The following is a 16,824-nucleotide window of genomic DNA, read 5'->3' as shown; positions in this document are numbered from 1 at the left end:
GCTGAACGGCGGTGAACGGAGAGGACCTCAGGGCCTAGGACCGGAGGCGGAGGTCCTCTGCGTCGAAACCCCGATGCATGCACGGCCGAGACCCTGGCACCATTCCTGTCATGGTCCAAACGCCCCCCGACACTTACATAGCCGCGCCGCCGCGGAAGTCCGCGCCCGTGTGGGCGGTGCTGCTCGCCGCCTGCGCCGGGCAGTTCCTGGTCGTACTCGACGTGTCGGTGGTGAACACCGCACTGCCGTCGATGCGGTCCGACCTGGGCATGAGCGCCGTCGGACTGCAATGGGTGGTCAACGCCTACTCGATCGCCTTCGCGGGCTTCATGCTGCTCGGCGGGCGGGCCGGCGACCTCTTCGGCCGCAAGCGGATGTTCCTGGTCGGGCTCGGGCTCTTCACGGTGGCCTCGCTCGCCGGCGGTCTCGCGCAGGCCGAGTGGCAGCTGCTGGTGGCGCGCGCGGTGCAGGGTCTCGGCGCCGCGGTCCTCGCCCCTTCGACCCTGACGATCCTGACCTCGGCGGTGCCCGAGGGCCCCGCCCGGATACGGGCGATCGGGACCTGGTCGGCGGTGGGCGCGGGCGGCGGCGCCGCGGGCGGCCTCGTCGGCGGCGTCCTCACCGACCTGCTCTCCTGGCGCTGGGTGCTCCTGATCAACGTGCCGATCGGCGCGCTCGTCATCGTCGCGGGCGTCGCCTGGCTCACCGAGAGCAAGGCCGGCCAGGCGCGCCGCCTCGACGTGCCGGGCGCGGTGCTCGTGACGGCGGGGCTCGCCACGCTCGCGTACGGGATCGTGCAGACGGAGGAGAAGGGCTGGACAGCCGCGGCCACCCTGGTGCCGCTGGCCGCCGGGCTCGTGCTGCTCGGCCTCTTCCTCCTGGTCGAGGCGCGTACGAAGGTCCCGCTGATGCCCCTGAAGCTGTTCCGGGTGCGGTCGGTTTCGGCGGCGAACGCGGCGATGTTCGTGTGCGGCGGCGGCATGTTCGCCATGTGGTTCTTCATGACGCTGTACGCGCAGAACGTCCTCGGCTACTCGGCGCTCAAGGCGGGCCTCGCCCTGATCCCCTCCTCGCTGACGATCGTCGTCGGCTCGAAGCTGGCGCCGCGGCTGATGCGGGTGCTCGGCGCGAAGAACGTGTCCGTGCTCGGCATCGTGGTGGCGTCGGCGGGCTTCGGCTGGCAGTCCCTGATGACCGCCGACGGCGGCTACGTCACCTCGATCATGCTGCCCGGCATCGTGATGATGTTCGGCGCGGGCCTCGCCACGACGCCGCTCGCCTCGCTCGGCACCTCGGGGGCCGACCCGGGGGACGCGGGACTTGTCTCCGGGCTCATCAACACCTCACGCACCATGGGCGGGGCGCTGGGCCTCGCGGTGCTCTCGACGGTCTCGGCGTCGCGGATGGGGGGCTCCACGACCCCGGAGGCGCTGACCGCGGGCTACGCGATGGCTTTCCGGACCAGTGGGTGCATCCTGCTGGTGGGGGTGCTCGTGCTGCTGGTGTGGATGCCGCGGGAGAGGACCGGCCCCGCCTAGAGCCACCCGCGCTGCCGCGCCTCCCGGACCGCCTCCATGCGGTTGCGTGTCCCCGTCTTGCCGATCGCCGCCGAGAGGTAGTTGCGCACCGTCGACTCCGACAGATGCAGCTTCTCGGCGATGTCGGAGACCGTCGCCCCGTCCACCGAGGCCTTCAGTACGTCTGCCTCCCGGCCGGTCAGCGGGCTCGGCCCCTCGCTCAGTGCCGCAGCCGCGAGCGCGGGGTCGATCACCGTCTCGCCCCGCAGCGCCTGCCGGATCGCCTCCGCCAGGTCCTCCACCGGGCCGTCCTTGACCAGGAACCCCACCGCGCCCGCCTCCATGGCCCGGCGCAGATAGCCGGGCCTGCCGAAGGTCGTGAGGATGAGGACCCGGCACTCGGGGCACTCCTCGCGCAGGTCCGCCGCCGCGTCGAGCCCGCTGCGGCCCGGCAGTTCGATGTCGAGGAGCGCCACGTCGGGGCGGGAGTTCAGCGCCGCGTCCACGATCTCGTCGCCCGCGCCGACCTGTGCGACGACCTCGATGTCCTGCTCCATGCCGAGCAGCAGCGCGAGCGCGCTCCGCATCATGCCCTGATCCTCGGCGAGCAGAACTCTGATCATGGGGTGTGCTCCTCCGCGACGGGGCCGGAACCGGCGGCGGGACCGGGTCCGGGGCCTGGGCTTGGCTCGGTGACCGGCAGCTCCGCTGTGACCCAGAATCCGCCGCGCGGCGCGGGTCCTGACTCCAGGGAGCCGCCCGCCGCCGCCAGGCGCTCGGCCAGGCCCTTCAGCCCGCTGCCGGGCTTTCCCGAGCCTACGCCGCGGCCGTCGTCGGTGATCAGCAGCCGAGTCCGTTCGGCGGTGCCCGCCACCTCGATCTCGCAGCGGGTCGCCCTTGAGTGGCGTACGACATTCGTGGCGGACTCCCGGACGACCCAGCCGAGCAGGGCCGCGGTCTGCGGGGCGAGCGGCGGCCCCGACTGGCGTACGACCGCCTCGATGCCCGCCGCGTCCAGGAGGTCACGGGCCCGGTCGAGCTCCGTGGCCAGGCTGCCCTCGCGGTAGCCGGTGACCGCCTCGCGGATCTCGGTCAGGGCCTGGCGGCCGACGGACTCGATGTCGGAGACCTGGCCGAGCGCGGCCTCCAGGTCGCGGGGGGCGAGACGGCGCGTCGCCTCCGCCTTCACGACGATCACCGAGAGCGTGTGGCCGAGCAGGTCGTGCAGGTCCCGGGAGAACCGCAGCCGTTCCTTCTCGACCGCGCCGCGGGCCAACTCCTCGCGTGTGGCGCGCAGTTCCTTCACCGTCTCGGAGAGGGCGAGGATCGCCGCCGTCACCATGACGGAGATGAACGTGCCGTACGCGATGCCGGCCGCGTCCCAGCCGTCCTTCAGTCCGCCGACCACCGCCGCGGAGATGCTCAGGGCGAACGCCGCGGGAGCGAGCAGCCGGCCCCGCAGCACCGCGCCCGTGGCGAGGCCGAGCAGCGGGAAGAACATCAGCCAGCTGTCGCCGTAACCGATGGCGAGGGCGAAGGTGACCGCCGCCAGCGCGAGCAGCAGCCGCTTGGTGACGCGGGCCTCCCGCGACCTCTTGTCGAAGGCGCGGAACACCACGCTGATGTAGAGGGAGTTGAAGACCAGCAGGCCGAGGCCGCCGAGCCAGGGATTTCCCGTCTTTCCCTGGAGGAGGTTGGAGAAGGAGCCCATGCCCATCAGGAGCCAGGGCAGCATCGCGAAGCCGTTGGGCGGGCCCAGGTCCTCGGGCCTGCTCCGGCCGGACTTCTCCCGCTCCCGCATCTCGGTGAGCTGGGCCCTGCCGCTGTGTTTCCAGGCCGCGAGACGTGTGTGCATGACGACGACATTACGGAGCCGGGGCGAGGCGGCGGCAGAGGCAGCTGTACGGACTCGGCCGGTACAAATGTCCCGGGCCCCGCCGGTGGCACATCAGGCGTATCTGACGTGACGTCAGGAGGCTTCACAACTACCGGAGGCTCGGCTATACATGGGATCGCCGGACTGGAACGCGTTCTAGAACGGGCTCCATCCGGCCCTGTTGCGACCTCGGTGCGACCGACGGTGCGGACGGCCGCACCGAGGTCTTCAGACCGGCCAAGGAGCTGCCACCCCATGCCCATCGATGCCGCGAAAGCACTGGCCGCGGAGCCCAGGTCGGCCGAGATCGCCTGGGATCACCAGGACATCCAGCTCTACCACCTGGGCCTCGGCGCGGGCGTGCCCGCCACCGACCCGGACGAACTGCGCTACACCCTGGAGTCCAAGCTGCACGTCCTGCCCAGCTTCGCGACCGTCGCGGGAGCGGGCATGGGCGTCGTCGGCGGCCTCTCGTCCCCCGGCATCGAGGTGAACCTGGCGGCGGTCCTGCACGGCGGCCAGAGCATCACCCTGCACCGCCCGATCCCGGTCAAGGGCGAGGCCGTCACCACCTCCAAGGTGGCCGCCGTGTACGACAAGACCAAGGCAGCGGTCCTCGTCCTGCGCACCGAAGTGGCCGACACCGAGGGCCCGTTGTGGACGAGCGACGCCCAGATCTTCGTACGCGGCGAAGGCGGATTCGGCGGTGAACGCGGCCCCTCCACTCGCCTGCCGGCCCCCGAGGGCGAGCCGGACCTGACCGTCCAGCGCCCCGTCCGCGAGGAGCAGGCGCTGCTCTACCGCCTCTCCGGTGACTGGAACCCGCTGCACGCCGACCCAGAGTTCGCCAAGCTCGCCGGTTTCGACCGCCCGATCCTGCACGGCCTGTGCACCTACGGGATGACGCTCAAGGCGGTCGTCGACACGGCGCTCGGCGGCGACGTGTCACGGGTGCGGAGCTACAGCACGCGCTTCACCGGCGTCGTCTTCCCCGGCGAGACCCTGCGGATCCGGATGTGGCGCTCCGAGGGCCGGGTCCAGGTCGCGGTGACGGCGGTCGAGCGGGACGACGCGCCGGTCCTCGCCGACACGATCGTCGAACACGCCTGAATCCGCGTACACGCCGTACACGCCTGAATCTTCGTATGAGGGGAGCCGCACCATGCGCGCAGCCGTACTGCACGAGATAGGCCAGGACAAACTCGAGGTCCTCGACGACGTCGAGGCGATGGGCTTCGGCCCCGGCAAGGTGAAGATCCGGGTCCGGGCCACCGGCCTGTGCCACTCCGACGTCTCCGCGATGAACGGCGTACTGCCCCAGCCCGCGCCGTTCATCCCCGGCCACGAGGGCGCGGGCGAGATCATCGACGTCGGCGACGGCGTGAGCGGGATCAGCCAGGGCGACCGGGTCCTGGTGTGCTGGCTGCCCGCCTGCGGCCAGTGTCCGGCGTGCAAGCGCGGCCAGAGCCAGCTGTGCCTGGCCGGTTTCATGAACGCGGGCACCCCCAACTTCAAGCGTCCCGGCGGTGATGTCTTCGGCTTCGCGGGCACGGGGACGTTCACCGAGGAGGTCGTGGTCGACGCGGGCTGCGCCGTGCCGATCCCGGACGACGTGCCCTTCGACATCGCGGCCCTCATCGGCTGCGGAGTCACGACGGGGCTCGGCGCGGCCATCAACACCGCGAATGTGGCCGCCGGTTCGTCGGTCGCCGTCATCGGCTGCGGCGGCGTCGGCATCTCCGCGATCCAGGGCGCACGGCTCAAGGGCGCGGCGCAGATCGTCGCCGTCGACCCGGTGGCATCGCGGCGCGAGGCCGCGCTGCGGTTCGGCGCGACGGAAGCGGTCGCACCGGACGCCCTTGAGGACGCCAAGCAGCGGATCACCGCGGGCGAGGGCTTCGACTACGTCTTCGAGGTCGTCGGCAAATCCGCCACCGCCCGCACCGCGTACGAGACGACGCGGCGTGGCGGCACGCTCGTCGTCGTCGGCGCGGGCGCCATGGACGACAACCTCCAGCTGAACATGTTCGAGCTGTTCTTCGACGAGAAGAAGATCCTGCCGTCCATGTACGGCGGCGGCGACGTCCTGCAGTCCTACGGGCGTGCCATCGCGCTGTGGCGCGCGGGCCGGATCGACCTGGAGAGCATGATCACCCACCGGGTGCCGCTCGCCGAGATCAACGAAGCGCTTGACCAGATGCGTACGGGCGTCGCGCTGCGTACGTGCATCGAGATCTGAGAGGACGTCGATCCCTGATGGCACAGCCATTGCCACAGCCACGGCCGCTCGACGGGTTGGCCGCGATCGTGACGGGAGCGGGCCGGGGCCTCGGGCGGGCGGAAGCCCTCGAACTCGCCAGGCTCGGCGCGAGCGTCGTCGTCAACGACTTCGGGCAGCCGGGCCGCGACGGCTCGGGCGACGCGTCGGCGACGCCCGCCGAGGAGGTCGCCGCCGAGATCCGGGCGGCGGGCGGGCAGGCGGTCGCGCACCTGGGCGACGTCGCGGACCATGAACAGGCGCGCGGGCTCGTCCAGTTGGCGATCGACACGTACGGCAAGCTCGACATCCTGGTGAACAACGCGGGCATCCTGCGGGACCGGATGATCTTCTCGATGAACGAGAGCGAGTGGGACTCGGTCATCCACGTCCACCTCAAGGGCCACTTCAACACGACGCACTTCGCGTCCGTGCACTGGCGTGAGCGGTCCAAGGCGGCGGGCGAGCCGGTGTACGGCCGGATCGTCAACACCTCGTCGGAGGCGTTCCTCGCGGGCTCCGCGGGCCAGCCGAACTACGCGGCGGCGAAGGGCGGGATCGTCGGCCTGACGACGTCGAGCGCGCTGGCCCTCGGCAAGTACGGCGTGACGTCGAACGTCATCTGCCCCCGGGCGCGGACCCGGATGACGGAGGACGTCTTCGCGGGCTTCCAGGAGCCGGGCACGGGCGAACTCGACGCGCTCGCCCCTGAGCATATCGCGCCGCTGGTCGGCTACTTGGCGTCCCCCGCGGCGGCCGGGGTCAACGGACAACTGCTCGTCGTGCACGGCGGCATGGTCGCCGTCGTGGAACGCCCCAAGGTGGCGGCGAAGTTCGACACGGCGAAGGACGTCTTCACGTACGAGGAACTGGACGAGGCCCTGTCGCCTTACTACGCGGACAGGCCCTCGGGGGAGACGTTCGCGGCGTCGGAGGTGCTGGGGTTGAAGCGGGGATGATCTGCGGCTCCGCCGCGGGCCCTCAAACGCCGGACGGGCTGGATTTCCAGCCCGTCCGGCGTTTGAGGACGAACTCGGCGGAGCCGGTGATCACGGCACGCAAGGCCCCCGCGCCAGAGCGGGTTTTCGGGAAGGGGCGGGGTTGGGGACAGGTCAGTTCTTGTCGCCCTGACGGCGGTGCCGGCCCTGCGCCACCGCCGGAGCGTCATGCTCGGCCACAGGCCCCCGGTGCTTGCCCGCCCCGGAAGTACCCGCCGCCTCCCGCGGCTCGGGATTCCGCTCGGGTTCCGTACGGATCTCGGTTCTCGTCAACACATTCACCCCGTAAAGCTGTAACTCTGTAAAGAAGATCGTTCGGTGCAGCCGGGCGAGTCTAACCAACGCCCCCGCGCCCGGTGAGAGGCGCCTGCTGCAACGGAACAGGCCGCGCGGCAACCGCCACAGGCGCCGCCGCCGGAGCCGGCGGCTCCACCTCCGCGACCCCGCACGCAACCTCCGCCGTCACATACGGCAGCCGCAGCACCCCCTCCCGCGTCCACCACCCCGAGCCCGCCAACCACCCTTCAGGCGCGGCCAGTTGATGCAGGCGCCGCTCGGCGGGGCGCCACAGGCCGAGCCAGCTCCCCGCCGCCCCGTCGATCCGCAGCCCCACCGCACAGCCCTCCGGCATCAGCGTCTGGCCGGGCTGTATGGCGAACGGCGTCACCGCGAGGTCGGGCAGGCGCAGGCACTCGGGGAAGCGCACCGGGCGCGTACCCCCGAGGACCCCCCAGCCGAGCCTGTCGTGGCCCGGCGCGTTCGAGCGGATCAGGAGCAGCCCGCTGTCGGGGTCCGCGAGCAGCAGCCGGTCATCGCTCTCGTCGGCGATCTGGAGGAGGGGCGACACCTCGCCGCCCCGCTCCAGATCCACCGCCACCGTCTTGACCCGGCCGCCCAACTCCCGGTCCAGGGCCAGCATCCGACCTGCCCCGTCGAGCCAGACCCCGCCCGAACAGTGCCCGGGGATCTCGGCGACGTGCTCGGGCCCGAAGGCGCCGCCCGCCACCAGCCAAAGGGCGGTCGACCCCGCGCCCACCGCGAGCGCGTACGCCTGGCTGCAGGCCGGCGACGGCGGCAGCAGCGTAAGACGGGACTCACCGCACTCCACGGCGCCGAGCGGCACCTCGCCGGTCTCCGGGCCCGTCGGATACAGGAGCGCGAACGCGTGACGTCCGTCGACGACGCGGTGGATCAGGACGCGTCCGTCGGCCATCGGGAGCACCTCGGTGCCGGGCTCCTCGGGCTGACTGCCGGGCAGCGGCACCGCGTACGGCTCGGGGGAGTCGAGGGTCCAGCGCTCGGGGAACCAGGAACCGCCGTCGAGGGCGAGCCGGGCGGCGTACGTGCCGTCGGCGGTTATCACTGGTGGCGCGGGCGCCGGGGGAGACGTCGGCGCGGTCATGGGCTCGGGCTCAAGCGTGGGCGCTGTCATGGGGGAACCTCCGGGCCCCGAAGCTAGTTTTCGCACGCGCTGCCGTGGCACCTGTGGCCGCCCGCTTCACACAGAAGGGTGGCGATGTATCGATTCGCCTGAGGGGGCGGGGGTGGTTGTGCTGCGTGGGAGGGCGCGCTCGAAGCAAAGGCGACGCGCTTGCCCGCGCGGTTCCCCGTGCCCCCTGCGAGGGCGCTCAGTAGCAGGCCGTAGCGGTGCGTAACGGACGCCATGCCGAACGCGGCGGGAAGGTAGCCTTTCCCCGTGCCCCGTCTGTCTGAAGTCATCGACGCCCTCGACGCCCTGTGGCCCGCGCAACTGGCCGAGAGCTGGGATGCGGTCGGCACCGTCTGCGGCGACCCCGAAGCGGAGATCTCCCGGGTCCTCTTCGCCGTCGACCCCGTCCAGGACATCGTCGACGAGGCGGTGAAGCTGGGCGCCCAGCTCCTGGTCACGCACCACCCGCTCTATCTGCGCGGCACGACGACGGTCGCGGCGTCCACCTTCAAGGGCCGGGTCGTCCACGACCTGATCAAGAACGACGTCGCGCTGCACGTCGCGCACACGAACGCGGACCGCGCCGACCCCGGCGTCTCCGACGCCCTCGCCGGCGCGCTCGACCTGCGGATCGTCCGTCCCCTCGTACCGGACCCGGCCGACACCCACGGCCGTCGCGGCCTCGGCCGGATCTGCGAACTCGAACACCCGCTGACGCTGCGGGAACTCGCCGCGCGCGCGGCCGAGCGGCTGCCCGCCACCGCGCAGGGCATCCGGGTCGCGGGCGACCCCGAGCAGCTCATCCGCACGCTCGCGGTCAGCGGCGGCTCCGGCGACAGCCTCTTCGACGACGTACGCGCTTGTGGCGTGGACGCCTACCTCACCGCGGACCTGCGCCACCACCCGGTGTCGGAGGCCCGCGCTCAGACCCCGCTCGCGCTGCTCGACGCCGCGCACTGGGCCACCGAGTGGCCGTGGTGCGAGCTGGCCGCCGCGCAGCTCGATCAGATCTCCGACCGTCACGGATGGGGACTTCGCGTCCACGTCTCCAAGACGGTCACCGACCCCTGGACCGCCCACGCGGCCTCGAATACCGACTCAACAGGAGCCCCCAATTAACGCCGCGCCCGCCGACCAGATCCGCCTCCTCGACGTCCAGGCACTCGACGTACGCCTCCAGCAGCTGGCGCACCGGAAGAAGTCCCTGCCCGAGCACGCCGAGATCGAGTCGCTGAACAAGGACATCGCGCAGCTGCGCGATCTGCACGTCGCCTCGACGACCGAGGAGAGCGACTGCGCCCGCGAGCAGACCAAGGCGGAGCAGGACGTCGACCAGGTGCGCCAGCGCGCCAACCGCGACCAGCAGCGCCTGGACTCGGGCGCCGTGACGTCCCCCAAGGACCTGGAGAACCTCCAGCGCGAGATCGCCTCGCTCGCCAAGCGCCAGGGCGACCTGGAGGACGTCGTCCTCGAGGTCATGGAGCGCCGCGAGTCCGCCCAGGAGCGCGTCTCCGAGCTGGCGGAACGTGTCTCCTCGGTCCAGGCGAAGATCGACGACGCGACGGCCCGGCGTGACGCGGCCTTCGAGGAGATCGACGGCGAGGCCGCCACGGTCACCAAGGAGCGCGAGGTCGTGGCGGGTTCGGTCCCTGCCGACCTGCTCAAGCTCTACGACAAGCTCCGCGTCAAGGAGGGCGGCATCGGTGCGGCCAAGCTCTACCAGCGGCGCTGCGAGGGCTGCCGCATCGAGCTGGACATCACCGGGGTCAACGAGGTGAAGGCGGCGTCCCCCGACACGGTCGTGCGCTGTGAGAACTGCAGCCGCATCCTGGTCCGCACGTCCGAGTCGGGTCTGTAAGGGACCGTGGCCGTGCGGGAGTTCATCGTCGAGGCGGACGGCGGGTCGCGGGGCAACCCGGGGCCCGCGGGCTACGGCTCGGTGGTCATCGACGCGGCGACGGGGGAGACGCTGCGGGAGGCCGCGGAGTACATCGGCGTCGCGACGAACAACGTCGCCGAGTACAAGGGTCTGGTGGCCGGCCTGAAAGCGGCACACGAACTCGACCCGGCGGCCTCGATCCATGTCCGGATGGACTCCAAGCTCGTCGTCGAGCAGATGTCGGGCCGCTGGAAGATCAAGCACCCGGACATGCGGCCGCTCGCCGCCGAGGCGGCGCGGGTCTTCCCGCCCGACCAGGTGACGTACGAGTGGATCCCGCGCGAGCAGAACAAGCACGCGGACCGTCTCGCCAACGAGGCGATGGACGCGGGCAAGCGGGGCGAGCGGTGGTCGGCGGCGGACTCGACGGCGGAGCTCGACGCGGACGTGCGCGCTGCGGGGAACGTGGCCCTGGCCCAGGCCCCGGGCCAGGCCGTGGCCGTGCAGGCGCCGCGGTCGCCCGTCGGCTGGGCGGCGCCCGCTGACCTGGGCGCGCCCGCGACCTTCGTGCTGCTGCGGCACGGAGAGACCGCGCTGACGCCCCAGAAACGGTTCTCCGGCAGCGGGGGTTCCGACCCCTCCCTCTCCGGCGTGGGCCGGGAGCAGGCCGAGCGCGCGGCGGCGGCGTTCGCGGCGCGGGGCACGATCCAGGCGATCGTCTCCTCGCCGCTGAAGCGGTGCCAGGAGACGGCGCAGGCGGTAGCCGCCCGCCTCGGCCTCGACGTGCGCGTCGACGAGGGGTTGCGCGAGACGGACTTCGGTTCCTGGGAGGGCCTGACTTTCGGCGAGGTGCGGTCGCGCCAGCCCGAGGAGCTGAACGCGTGGCTGGCCTCTCCCGATGCGGCGCCTCCGGGGGGCGAGTCCTTCGCGGCGGTGACCGACAGGGTCTCGGCGGCACGGGATCGCCTGGCCGCCGAGTACGCGGGCCGCACGGTCCTCCTGGTCACGCACGTCACCCCGATCAAGACGCTGGTCCGCCTCGCGCTAGGCGCCCCACCGGAGTCCCTGTTCCGCATGGAACTCTCGGCGGCGTCGGTCTCGGTGGTGGCGTACTACGCCGACGGCAATGCGTCGCTCCGCTTGCTGAACGATACGTCGCACCTGCGGTAGGGCTTCGGCGGAGTTTGCTGCGGGTGGGCTGGGGCTGGCCGCGCAGTTCCCCGCGCCCCTTCGGGCGCGGTGCGGCCCCGCCAGGGGCGCGAGGAACGGCGCGAGCAACCACGACGCACCCGCTGGCATCGGCGCGGGGCTGAGGGCCCCGTCAGGGGCGCGGGGAACTGCGCGAGCAACCACGAGATGCCCGCAGGTGTCAGCGCAGGGATGTGGGCCCCGTCAGGGGCGCGGGGAACTGCGCGAGCGGCCCCCACCTGCCCGCGGGCGTGTACGTACTGCACACAAGGCCCCCGCGGTTCAGCGGAGGGACGCCGCCTCGCGGGCCAAGGCCTCGACGCGACCCCAGTCCTTCGCCGAGACCGCGTCAGCGGGAAGCATCCAACTACCGCCCACACAACCGACGTTCGGCAGCGCGAGATACGACGGCGCGGACGCGAGGCCAATGCCGCCCGTAGGGCAGAAACGGGCCTGCGGCAGCGGCCCGCCGAGGGACTTGAGATAGGCGGTACCGCCCGCGGCCTCCGCAGGGAAGAACTTCATCTCGCGCACCCCCCGCTCCAGCAGCGCCACGACCTCGGACGTCGTGGAAACCCCCGGCAGGAACGGCACCCCGGACGCCTTCATCGCGACAAGGAGCGTGTCGGTCCACCCCGGGCTGACCAGGAAGCGGGCCCCGGCGTCGACGGACTCCGCGACGCCCTGGGGCGAGATGACGGTGCCCGCACCGACCACCGCGTCCGGCACCTCCGCCGCGATGGCCCGGATCGCGTCCAACGCGGCGGGCGTCCGCAACGTCACCTCGATCGCGGGCAGCCCGCCGGCGACCAGCGCGCGCGCCAACGGCACGGCGTCGGATGCGTCCTCCACGACGACCACGGGGACAACGGGGGCGAGATCAAGCACGGAGGCGGAGGCGGAGGGGGAGGGGGAGGGGGAAGTCATGGGAGCATCCTGCCCCGACCCACGCAGCATGCGCAAAGGGCATTGCACATGCTGCAACTGCAACCGCTCAGCCTGCCTGCGGGGTGCGCGATCAGTGGATCTCCCGCACCACCACATCCAGCGCCCACGCCTTACCCGCCTTCGACGGAGCCTCGGCCTCCACCACATGCCCGAGATCCCGCAGCGCCTCGACCAGCTCGGCGGGGTTCTCCGGCTGGACGCCGGTCTCGAGCAAGGACCGTACGATCCGCCCCTTGGTCGCCTTGTTGAAGTGCGAGACGACGGACCGCTTCTCGACGCCGTCGACCAGCTGCGCATGCAGCACCCGCACCGTCGCCGTCCGGTCCGCGACCTCCCCCTTCGGCTTCCACGCCGCCGCGTACGCCGACGACCGCAGGTCCAGCACAAGCCCGTCGCCCGCCGCTTCGGGCAGCGCGGAGGCCATCGGCGTACGCCAGTAGGCGCCGAGCGCGCCGAGGCCGGGCAGCTTCACGCCCATCGAGCAGCGGTAGGAGGGGATGCGGTCGGTGACGCCGACGGCGCCCCACAGCCCGGAGAAGACAAGCAGCGACCGTGCCGCACGGCGCTTGGCGGCGGCGTCCAGCGTGGCGAGGCCGAGGGCGTCGTACAGAACGCCGGTGTAGATCTCGCCCGCGGGGCGCGCGCCCGCCGTACGCAGCTCGGCGTTCTTGGCGACCTCGCCGCGCAGCCCCTCGCTCAGACCGAGTACGTCACGGGCCTTCTCCTCGTCCGCGACACAGAGGTCGACCAACTCGTCGAGCACAGCCTGCCGCGCGTCCGCGAGCGCCGGCAGGGAGAGCGACTCCGGCTTCAGGGGGGTGCCACGGCCGGAGGGCGCCTTGCCTTCGGAGGGCGGCAACAGGACGAGCATGGGTCTCCTTCGGAGGTTCACGGGAGGGGGATGCGGCCCCGCGCCAGGGTAATCGCCTCCGGGGCCGGGGTTCGCCTACGGCGGGCGCTGCGGGCGCCTGCGCCTGCGGCGGGCTCCGGGGGCGCGCTGCCCTGCCTGGGGCGGGCGATGCGGGCGTGGTGCTGCCTACGCCTGCGGCGGACGACGCGGACGCGCTGCCGCCCACGCCTGCGGCGGGCGGCACGGGGCGCCGCTGCCAGCCGCGCACCCGGCAGCGGCGCCACCCTCCGCCCCCTCGCCTCCGCGGCGGCCTCCGACCACCCCATCACCGGGCGGCGTACGGACGCAGCTCGGGGAACCCGTCGCCCCACGCCTTGCCGACCCGTGGTCCGCCGCCGCCAGGCAGAGCAAGGGGCACCAGCGTCGGCCCGTAGACCGGGGCGGCCGGGCAGGGCGGCCCGGCAGGGAGACCGGAGGGGCAGGCCGGCCCGGGAGCCGGGGCGGCCCGGCAGGGAGACCGGAGGAGCAGGCCGGCCCGGGAGCCAGGGCGGCCAGGCAAGGAGACCGGAGAGGGAGAGACGCGCCGCCCGTCACCGCGCCGCCCGTCACCGCGCCGCCCGCCACCGTGCCGCCCCCGCCCTCCCCGCCTACGCTCGTCCCATGCCCCGTCGCCATCTCCGCGTGACCGGCGCAGCCGAAGCTCCGTTGCGGGGCGTGCTGCGTGAGCTGCGTATGAAGTTGGAGGTCCCCCAGGGCTTCCCCGAGGACGTGCTCGCCGATGCGGAGCGCGCCCTCGCCGCCCCGCGGCTGCCCTCGTACGACGCGACCGACATCCCCCTCTTCACCATCGATCCGCCCACCTCCGTCGACCTGGACCAGGCGATGCACCTGTCCCGGCGGGACGGCGGCGGCTTCCGGGTGCGGTATGCCATCGCCGACGTCGCCGCGTACGTCACGCCGGGCGGGCCACTCGTCACGGAAGCCCATCGGCGTGTCACCACCCTCTACTTCCCCGACGAGAAAGTGCCCCTGCACCCCACCTCGCTGAGCGAGGGCGCGGCCAGTCTGCTGCCGGGGCAGGACTGCCCGGCGGTGCTCTGGACGATCGACCTCGACGAGGGCGGGAGCGCCGTCTCCACCGACGTGCGCCGTGCCCTCGTACGCAGCCGCGCGAAGCTCGACTACGAGGGCGTACAGCGGGCCATCGACGACGGCACCGCCGAGGAGGCCCTCGCCCTGCTCGCCGACATCGGGCGGTTGCGCGAAGAGCTGGAGGTCGAGCGGGGCGGCATCTCGCTCAACGTGCCCGAGCAGGAGATCGTCGAGCGGGGCGGCACGTACGAGCTGGACTTTCGCGCTCCGCTGCCCGCCGACGGGTGGAACGCCCAGATCTCCCTCCTCACCGGCATGGCCGCCGCCGAGCTCATGATCCGGTCGGGGGCGGGGATCCTGCGGACCCTCCCCACCGCGCCGGACGGCGCGGTCGGTCGGCTCCGGCGCACGGCGAAGGCCCTGCGGGTCGAGTGGCCGCACCACGTCCCGTACGCCGAGCTCGTCCGCTCCCTCGACCCGCGCCTGCCCCACCACGCCGCCTTCCTCCAGGAGTGCACGACGCTGCTCCGCGGCGCCGGATACACAGCGTTCAGCGGCGGCGAGGTCCCGGACCTGACCACGCACGCCGCCGTCGCCGCCCCCTACGCCCACTGCACGGCCCCGCTCCGCCGCCTCGTCGACCGTTACGCCTCCGAGCTCTGCCTCGCGGCGGTCGTCGGGGACGAGCCGCCCCAGTGGGTGCTCGCCGCGCTGGACGAGCTGCCCAAGGAGATGGCGGACGGGACGCGGCGCGGCAACACCGTGGAGCGCGAGTGTGTGGACCTCGTCGAGGCCGCGCTGCTCGAGGACCGGGTGGGCGAGCTCTTCGACGGGGTGGTGGTGGACGTCCAGGAGCGTGAACCTGCCGTCGGAACCGTCCAGTTGACCGACCCCGCGGTCGTCGCCCGCATCGAGGGCGGCACGGGCGACCTGCCGCTGGGGGAACGGCTGCGGGTACGGCTCACGCAGGCCGACCCCGGGGCGGCGAAGGTGCAGTTCACGCCCGCGTGAGTGCCAGGGCCCGCCTCAGCGCGGCCAGCAGCTTCCCGGGCTCGTCGGAGTGCAGCCGTACCGTCGTCACCGGCCTGCGCCCGCCGAGGAAACCGGCCGCCATCACGGGCTCGGTCAGCTCCAGCGTGAGGGACGTCTGCGAGGCGACCGGAATGTCGAGGACCCCCTCGGCGGCCTCGTGCGTGAAGAGCCGCTCACCGCTCGCGGACGCGATCAGGTCCAGCGGTATCCGCAGGTCACGGTGGGCGCCGTGGCGCACGCGGAGTGCGTCGGCGGACAGCACGTGGGGGCGGGTCACGGAGGCGGCGTGGATGCCGAGCATCAGGACGACGCCGTAGACGTCGATGATGAGGGTGATCGTGTGGAGCGTGGGGAAGTTCCGCAGCAGGACGGCGAGACCGACGGTCTCCACGACGCAGACGAAGACGAAGCCGTACAGCATCGCGGCCTGATCGCGGGCGTGCCCGAACGCGAGATCCCCCTCCCGCACCCCGTGCCGCCGCCGCGCCACCCACAGCACCAGGCTCGACAACGCCTGCACCTCATGCGCGACGACCCGCCGCACCGGCTCCGGCACGACCTCCGTCACCGCCGCGCGTCCACCACGCCGGTACACGATCAGGAGCCCCGCGCACTCGACGACGACCAGCGCCACCACGACCGTCTCCACGCCGATGAGCAGAGGTGCCGGGAGCGAGGCACCGGCCGACAGGCAGACGACAAGGGCGAGTTCGAGGGGTACGACGATCCAGGCGAGGCCGCGCAACAGTCGCGTCCACGTGAGGCCGCGCTCCGATCCCCTCATCGCGCACCCCGCTCGATGAGCAGCCGCATCCCACGGCGTACGGCCTCCGCCTGGGCGGGGGCGAAATCGGAGAAGAAGGCTTCGAGGAACCGGTCGCCGCCGCTGCCGAGCCCGTCGGCCACCGCCCGTACGCCCTCGGTGCCCAGCTCCGCCAGGAGCGAGTCGGGCAGCGCTGCGACGAGCGCGCCGGCGGCCTCGTCCACGGCCGCCTCCGTCCGCGGATCGGCGAGGTCGGCTTCCGCGAGCGCGTCGAGCAGGGCGTACACCTGGTGCGCGCGCTCCACGGCTTCCGGGGTGGACAGTGCGGGGTGCAGCGCGGCCATGAACCTGTCGCGTTCCTCCGGGGGAGCCGTCGTGTCGATCAGGGCGAGCAGCTCCCGGTCCTTCGCGGCCATCGCGGACTCCGGTCCTTCGCGGCCCGCGGTGGAGCGGGCCATCTCGGCGAAGAATTCCCCCAGTTCGGGCGATACGGGCCCTTCGGGGGACAGCACCCCGCGCTCCGCGCCGTCCAGCAGCACCCGCAGCCGCTCCCGCCGCGCGCGGATCGCGCCCTCCTGCCGCGCGAGGTCCGCGTCGAGTTCGGCGAGCACCTCGGCGAGCTCGCGCCCCGCGTCGTCCGCGAGCACGTCCCGCACCTCGGCGAGGCCGAGCCCCAGCTCGGTGAGCCGCCGGATCCGCGCCAGCACGACGGCGTGCCGCAGCCCGTACTCCCGATAACCGTTGGCCCGCCGCTCGGGCTCGGTCAGCAGCCCGAGGTGGTGATAGTGCCTGATGGCCCGCGTGGTGAGACCGACCATCCCGGCGAGCTCACCGATCCGCATCCCGTTCATGAGGCCGTTCGCATCCCGTTCATGAGGCCAGTAGAAACGTTGCCGCTGCGGCAAGGTCAAGCGACGAGAGGGCGGGACCCGCCGGGCGGCCGAACCCCGACCCCCACCCGTGATCCTGTGCCACGATCGAGGGAACAACTCCCG

Annotated in this window: 16 protein-coding genes; 8 read left to right on the top strand and 8 right to left on the bottom strand. The window is 72.6% G+C overall.

Annotation, left to right across the window (positions count from 1 at the left end):
- Nucleotides 1-110 precede the first annotated feature (110 nt).
- On the top strand, nucleotides 111-1,538 hold the full coding sequence (locus tag ACIBCK_RS02960; protein ID WP_367041415.1) for an MFS transporter: 1,428 nt from the start codon (nucleotides 111-113) through the stop codon (nucleotides 1,536-1,538).
- Here the strand turns inward: ACIBCK_RS02960 and ACIBCK_RS02955 are convergent.
- Both ACIBCK_RS02955 and ACIBCK_RS02950 read right to left on the bottom strand, forming a co-directional pair.
- On the bottom strand, nucleotides 1,535-2,140 hold the full coding sequence (locus ACIBCK_RS02955; RefSeq protein ID WP_399386296.1) for a response regulator: 606 nt from the start codon (nucleotides 2,138-2,140) through the stop codon (nucleotides 1,535-1,537). The two genes, ACIBCK_RS02960 and ACIBCK_RS02955, sit on opposite strands and share 4 nt — an antisense overlap.
- Nucleotides 2,137-3,372, bottom strand: a complete 1,236-nt coding sequence (locus tag ACIBCK_RS02950) for a sensor histidine kinase (RefSeq protein WP_399386295.1) — start codon at nucleotides 3,370-3,372, stop codon at nucleotides 2,137-2,139. The genes ACIBCK_RS02955 and ACIBCK_RS02950 overlap by 4 nt, the downstream gene beginning before the upstream one ends.
- Before the next feature lie 276 nt (nucleotides 3,373-3,648).
- Here ACIBCK_RS02950 and ACIBCK_RS02945 point away from each other — a divergent pair, with 276 nt between their 5' ends.
- The 3 genes from ACIBCK_RS02945 to ACIBCK_RS02935 are packed head-to-tail and all read left to right on the top strand — an operon-like array spanning nucleotide 3,649 to nucleotide 6,609.
- Complete coding sequence (locus ACIBCK_RS02945; RefSeq protein WP_399386294.1) at nucleotides 3,649-4,503, top strand: MaoC/PaaZ C-terminal domain-containing protein; 855 nt, start codon at nucleotides 3,649-3,651, stop codon at nucleotides 4,501-4,503.
- Nucleotides 4,504-4,555: 52 nt separating this feature from the next.
- A complete protein-coding gene (locus ACIBCK_RS02940) occupies nucleotides 4,556-5,632 on the top strand; it encodes a Zn-dependent alcohol dehydrogenase (RefSeq protein ID WP_399386293.1) in 1,077 nt (358 codons plus the stop codon).
- A 17-nt stretch (nucleotides 5,633-5,649) separates the two neighbouring features.
- Nucleotides 5,650-6,609: a 3-oxoacyl-ACP reductase gene (locus ACIBCK_RS02935; RefSeq protein WP_399386292.1), complete on the top strand. Its 960-nt coding sequence runs from the start codon at nucleotides 5,650-5,652 to the stop codon at nucleotides 6,607-6,609.
- 153 nt (nucleotides 6,610-6,762) lie between these two features.
- Here the strand turns inward: ACIBCK_RS02935 and ACIBCK_RS02930 are convergent, their stop codons facing one another.
- Both ACIBCK_RS02930 and ACIBCK_RS02925 read right to left on the bottom strand, forming a co-directional pair.
- Entirely contained in the window at nucleotides 6,763-6,921 is a 159-nt protein-coding gene (locus ACIBCK_RS02930) for a hypothetical protein (protein ID WP_399386291.1), read from the bottom strand.
- Between the two features lie 61 nt (nucleotides 6,922-6,982).
- The gene (locus ACIBCK_RS02925; protein ID WP_399386290.1) at nucleotides 6,983-8,080 is read right to left on the bottom strand and encodes a hypothetical protein; all 1,098 of its coding nucleotides are present in this window, start codon (nucleotides 8,078-8,080) and stop codon (nucleotides 6,983-6,985) included.
- A 264-nt stretch (nucleotides 8,081-8,344) separates the two neighbouring features.
- Here ACIBCK_RS02925 and ACIBCK_RS02920 point away from each other — a divergent pair, with 264 nt between their 5' ends.
- The 3 genes from ACIBCK_RS02920 to ACIBCK_RS02910 are packed head-to-tail and all read left to right on the top strand — an operon-like array spanning nucleotide 8,345 to nucleotide 11,126.
- On the top strand, nucleotides 8,345-9,196 hold the full coding sequence (locus ACIBCK_RS02920; RefSeq protein ID WP_399386289.1) for a Nif3-like dinuclear metal center hexameric protein: 852 nt from the start codon (nucleotides 8,345-8,347) through the stop codon (nucleotides 9,194-9,196).
- Nucleotides 9,192-9,935 carry a C4-type zinc ribbon domain-containing protein gene (locus tag ACIBCK_RS02915; RefSeq protein ID WP_367048975.1) on the top strand — a complete coding sequence of 248 codons (744 nt, stop codon included), beginning with the start codon at nucleotides 9,192-9,194 and terminating at the stop codon, nucleotides 9,933-9,935. The genes ACIBCK_RS02920 and ACIBCK_RS02915 overlap by 5 nt, the downstream gene beginning before the upstream one ends.
- Nucleotides 9,936-9,947: 12 nt before the next feature.
- On the top strand, nucleotides 9,948-11,126 hold the full coding sequence (locus tag ACIBCK_RS02910) for a bifunctional RNase H/acid phosphatase (protein WP_399386288.1): 1,179 nt from the start codon (nucleotides 9,948-9,950) through the stop codon (nucleotides 11,124-11,126).
- A gap of 300 nt (nucleotides 11,127-11,426) precedes the next feature.
- Here ACIBCK_RS02910 and eda read toward each other — a convergent pair whose 3' ends face one another.
- Together eda and yaaA are read right to left on the bottom strand one after the other, a co-directional pair.
- Complete coding sequence (eda, locus tag ACIBCK_RS02905; protein WP_399386287.1) at nucleotides 11,427-12,071, bottom strand: bifunctional 4-hydroxy-2-oxoglutarate aldolase/2-dehydro-3-deoxy-phosphogluconate aldolase; 645 nt, start codon at nucleotides 12,069-12,071, stop codon at nucleotides 11,427-11,429.
- Nucleotides 12,072-12,162: 91 nt separating this feature from the next.
- Nucleotides 12,163-12,963: a peroxide stress protein YaaA gene (gene yaaA, locus ACIBCK_RS02900; protein ID WP_399386286.1), complete on the bottom strand. Its 801-nt coding sequence runs from the start codon at nucleotides 12,961-12,963 to the stop codon at nucleotides 12,163-12,165.
- A 639-nt stretch (nucleotides 12,964-13,602) separates the two neighbouring features.
- Between yaaA and ACIBCK_RS02895 the strand changes: the two genes are divergently transcribed.
- Nucleotides 13,603-15,045, top strand: a complete 1,443-nt coding sequence (locus ACIBCK_RS02895; RefSeq protein ID WP_399386285.1) for an RNB domain-containing ribonuclease — start codon at nucleotides 13,603-13,605, stop codon at nucleotides 15,043-15,045.
- On the opposite strand, the gene ACIBCK_RS02890 is transcribed toward ACIBCK_RS02895, so the two are convergent.
- Both ACIBCK_RS02890 and ACIBCK_RS02885 read right to left on the bottom strand, forming a co-directional pair.
- On the bottom strand, nucleotides 15,032-15,850 hold the full coding sequence (locus tag ACIBCK_RS02890) for a hypothetical protein (RefSeq protein WP_399386284.1): 819 nt from the start codon (nucleotides 15,848-15,850) through the stop codon (nucleotides 15,032-15,034). The two genes, ACIBCK_RS02895 and ACIBCK_RS02890, sit on opposite strands and share 14 nt — an antisense overlap.
- Nucleotides 15,847-16,671, bottom strand: coding sequence for a MerR family transcriptional regulator (locus ACIBCK_RS02885; protein WP_399387211.1), 825 nt, complete (start codon nucleotides 16,669-16,671; stop codon nucleotides 15,847-15,849). Before ACIBCK_RS02885 ends, ACIBCK_RS02890 begins: the two co-directional genes overlap by 4 nt.
- Nucleotides 16,672-16,824 lie beyond the last annotated feature (153 nt).

The sequence above is a fragment of the Streptomyces sp. NPDC051218 genome (genome assembly GCF_044455475.1).
Lineage (GTDB): Bacteria > Actinomycetota > Actinomycetes > Streptomycetales > Streptomycetaceae > Streptomyces.
The sequence above is the reverse complement of the archived record's forward strand: the minus strand, read 5'-3'. Positions and strand labels throughout refer to the sequence as shown.

Excerpts from the sequence above, each read along its gene's own strand:
- ACIBCK_RS02960 (WP_367041415.1), top strand. The coding sequence starts at position 111 with ATGGTCCAAACGCCCCCCGACACTTACATAGCCGCGCCGCCGCGGAAG.
- ACIBCK_RS02955 (WP_399386296.1), bottom strand. The coding sequence starts at position 2,140 with ATGATCAGAGTTCTGCTCGCCGAGGATCAGGGCATGATGCGGAGCGCG.
- ACIBCK_RS02950 (WP_399386295.1), bottom strand. The coding sequence starts at position 3,372 with ATGCACACACGTCTCGCGGCCTGGAAACACAGCGGCAGGGCCCAGCTC.
- ACIBCK_RS02945 (WP_399386294.1), top strand. The coding sequence starts at position 3,649 with ATGCCCATCGATGCCGCGAAAGCACTGGCCGCGGAGCCCAGGTCGGCC.
- ACIBCK_RS02940 (WP_399386293.1), top strand. The coding sequence starts at position 4,556 with ATGCGCGCAGCCGTACTGCACGAGATAGGCCAGGACAAACTCGAGGTC.
- ACIBCK_RS02935 (WP_399386292.1), top strand. The coding sequence starts at position 5,650 with ATGGCACAGCCATTGCCACAGCCACGGCCGCTCGACGGGTTGGCCGCG.
- ACIBCK_RS02925 (WP_399386290.1), bottom strand. The coding sequence starts at position 8,080 with ATGACAGCGCCCACGCTTGAGCCCGAGCCCATGACCGCGCCGACGTCT.
- eda (WP_399386287.1), bottom strand. The coding sequence starts at position 12,071 with ATGACTTCCCCCTCCCCCTCCCCCTCCGCCTCCGCCTCCGTGCTTGAT.
- yaaA (WP_399386286.1), bottom strand. The coding sequence starts at position 12,963 with ATGCTCGTCCTGTTGCCGCCCTCCGAAGGCAAGGCGCCCTCCGGCCGT.
- ACIBCK_RS02895 (WP_399386285.1), top strand. The coding sequence starts at position 13,603 with ATGCCCCGTCGCCATCTCCGCGTGACCGGCGCAGCCGAAGCTCCGTTG.
- ACIBCK_RS02890 (WP_399386284.1), bottom strand. The coding sequence starts at position 15,850 with ATGAGGGGATCGGAGCGCGGCCTCACGTGGACGCGACTGTTGCGCGGC.
- ACIBCK_RS02885 (WP_399387211.1), bottom strand. The coding sequence starts at position 16,671 with ATGCGGATCGGTGAGCTCGCCGGGATGGTCGGTCTCACCACGCGGGCC.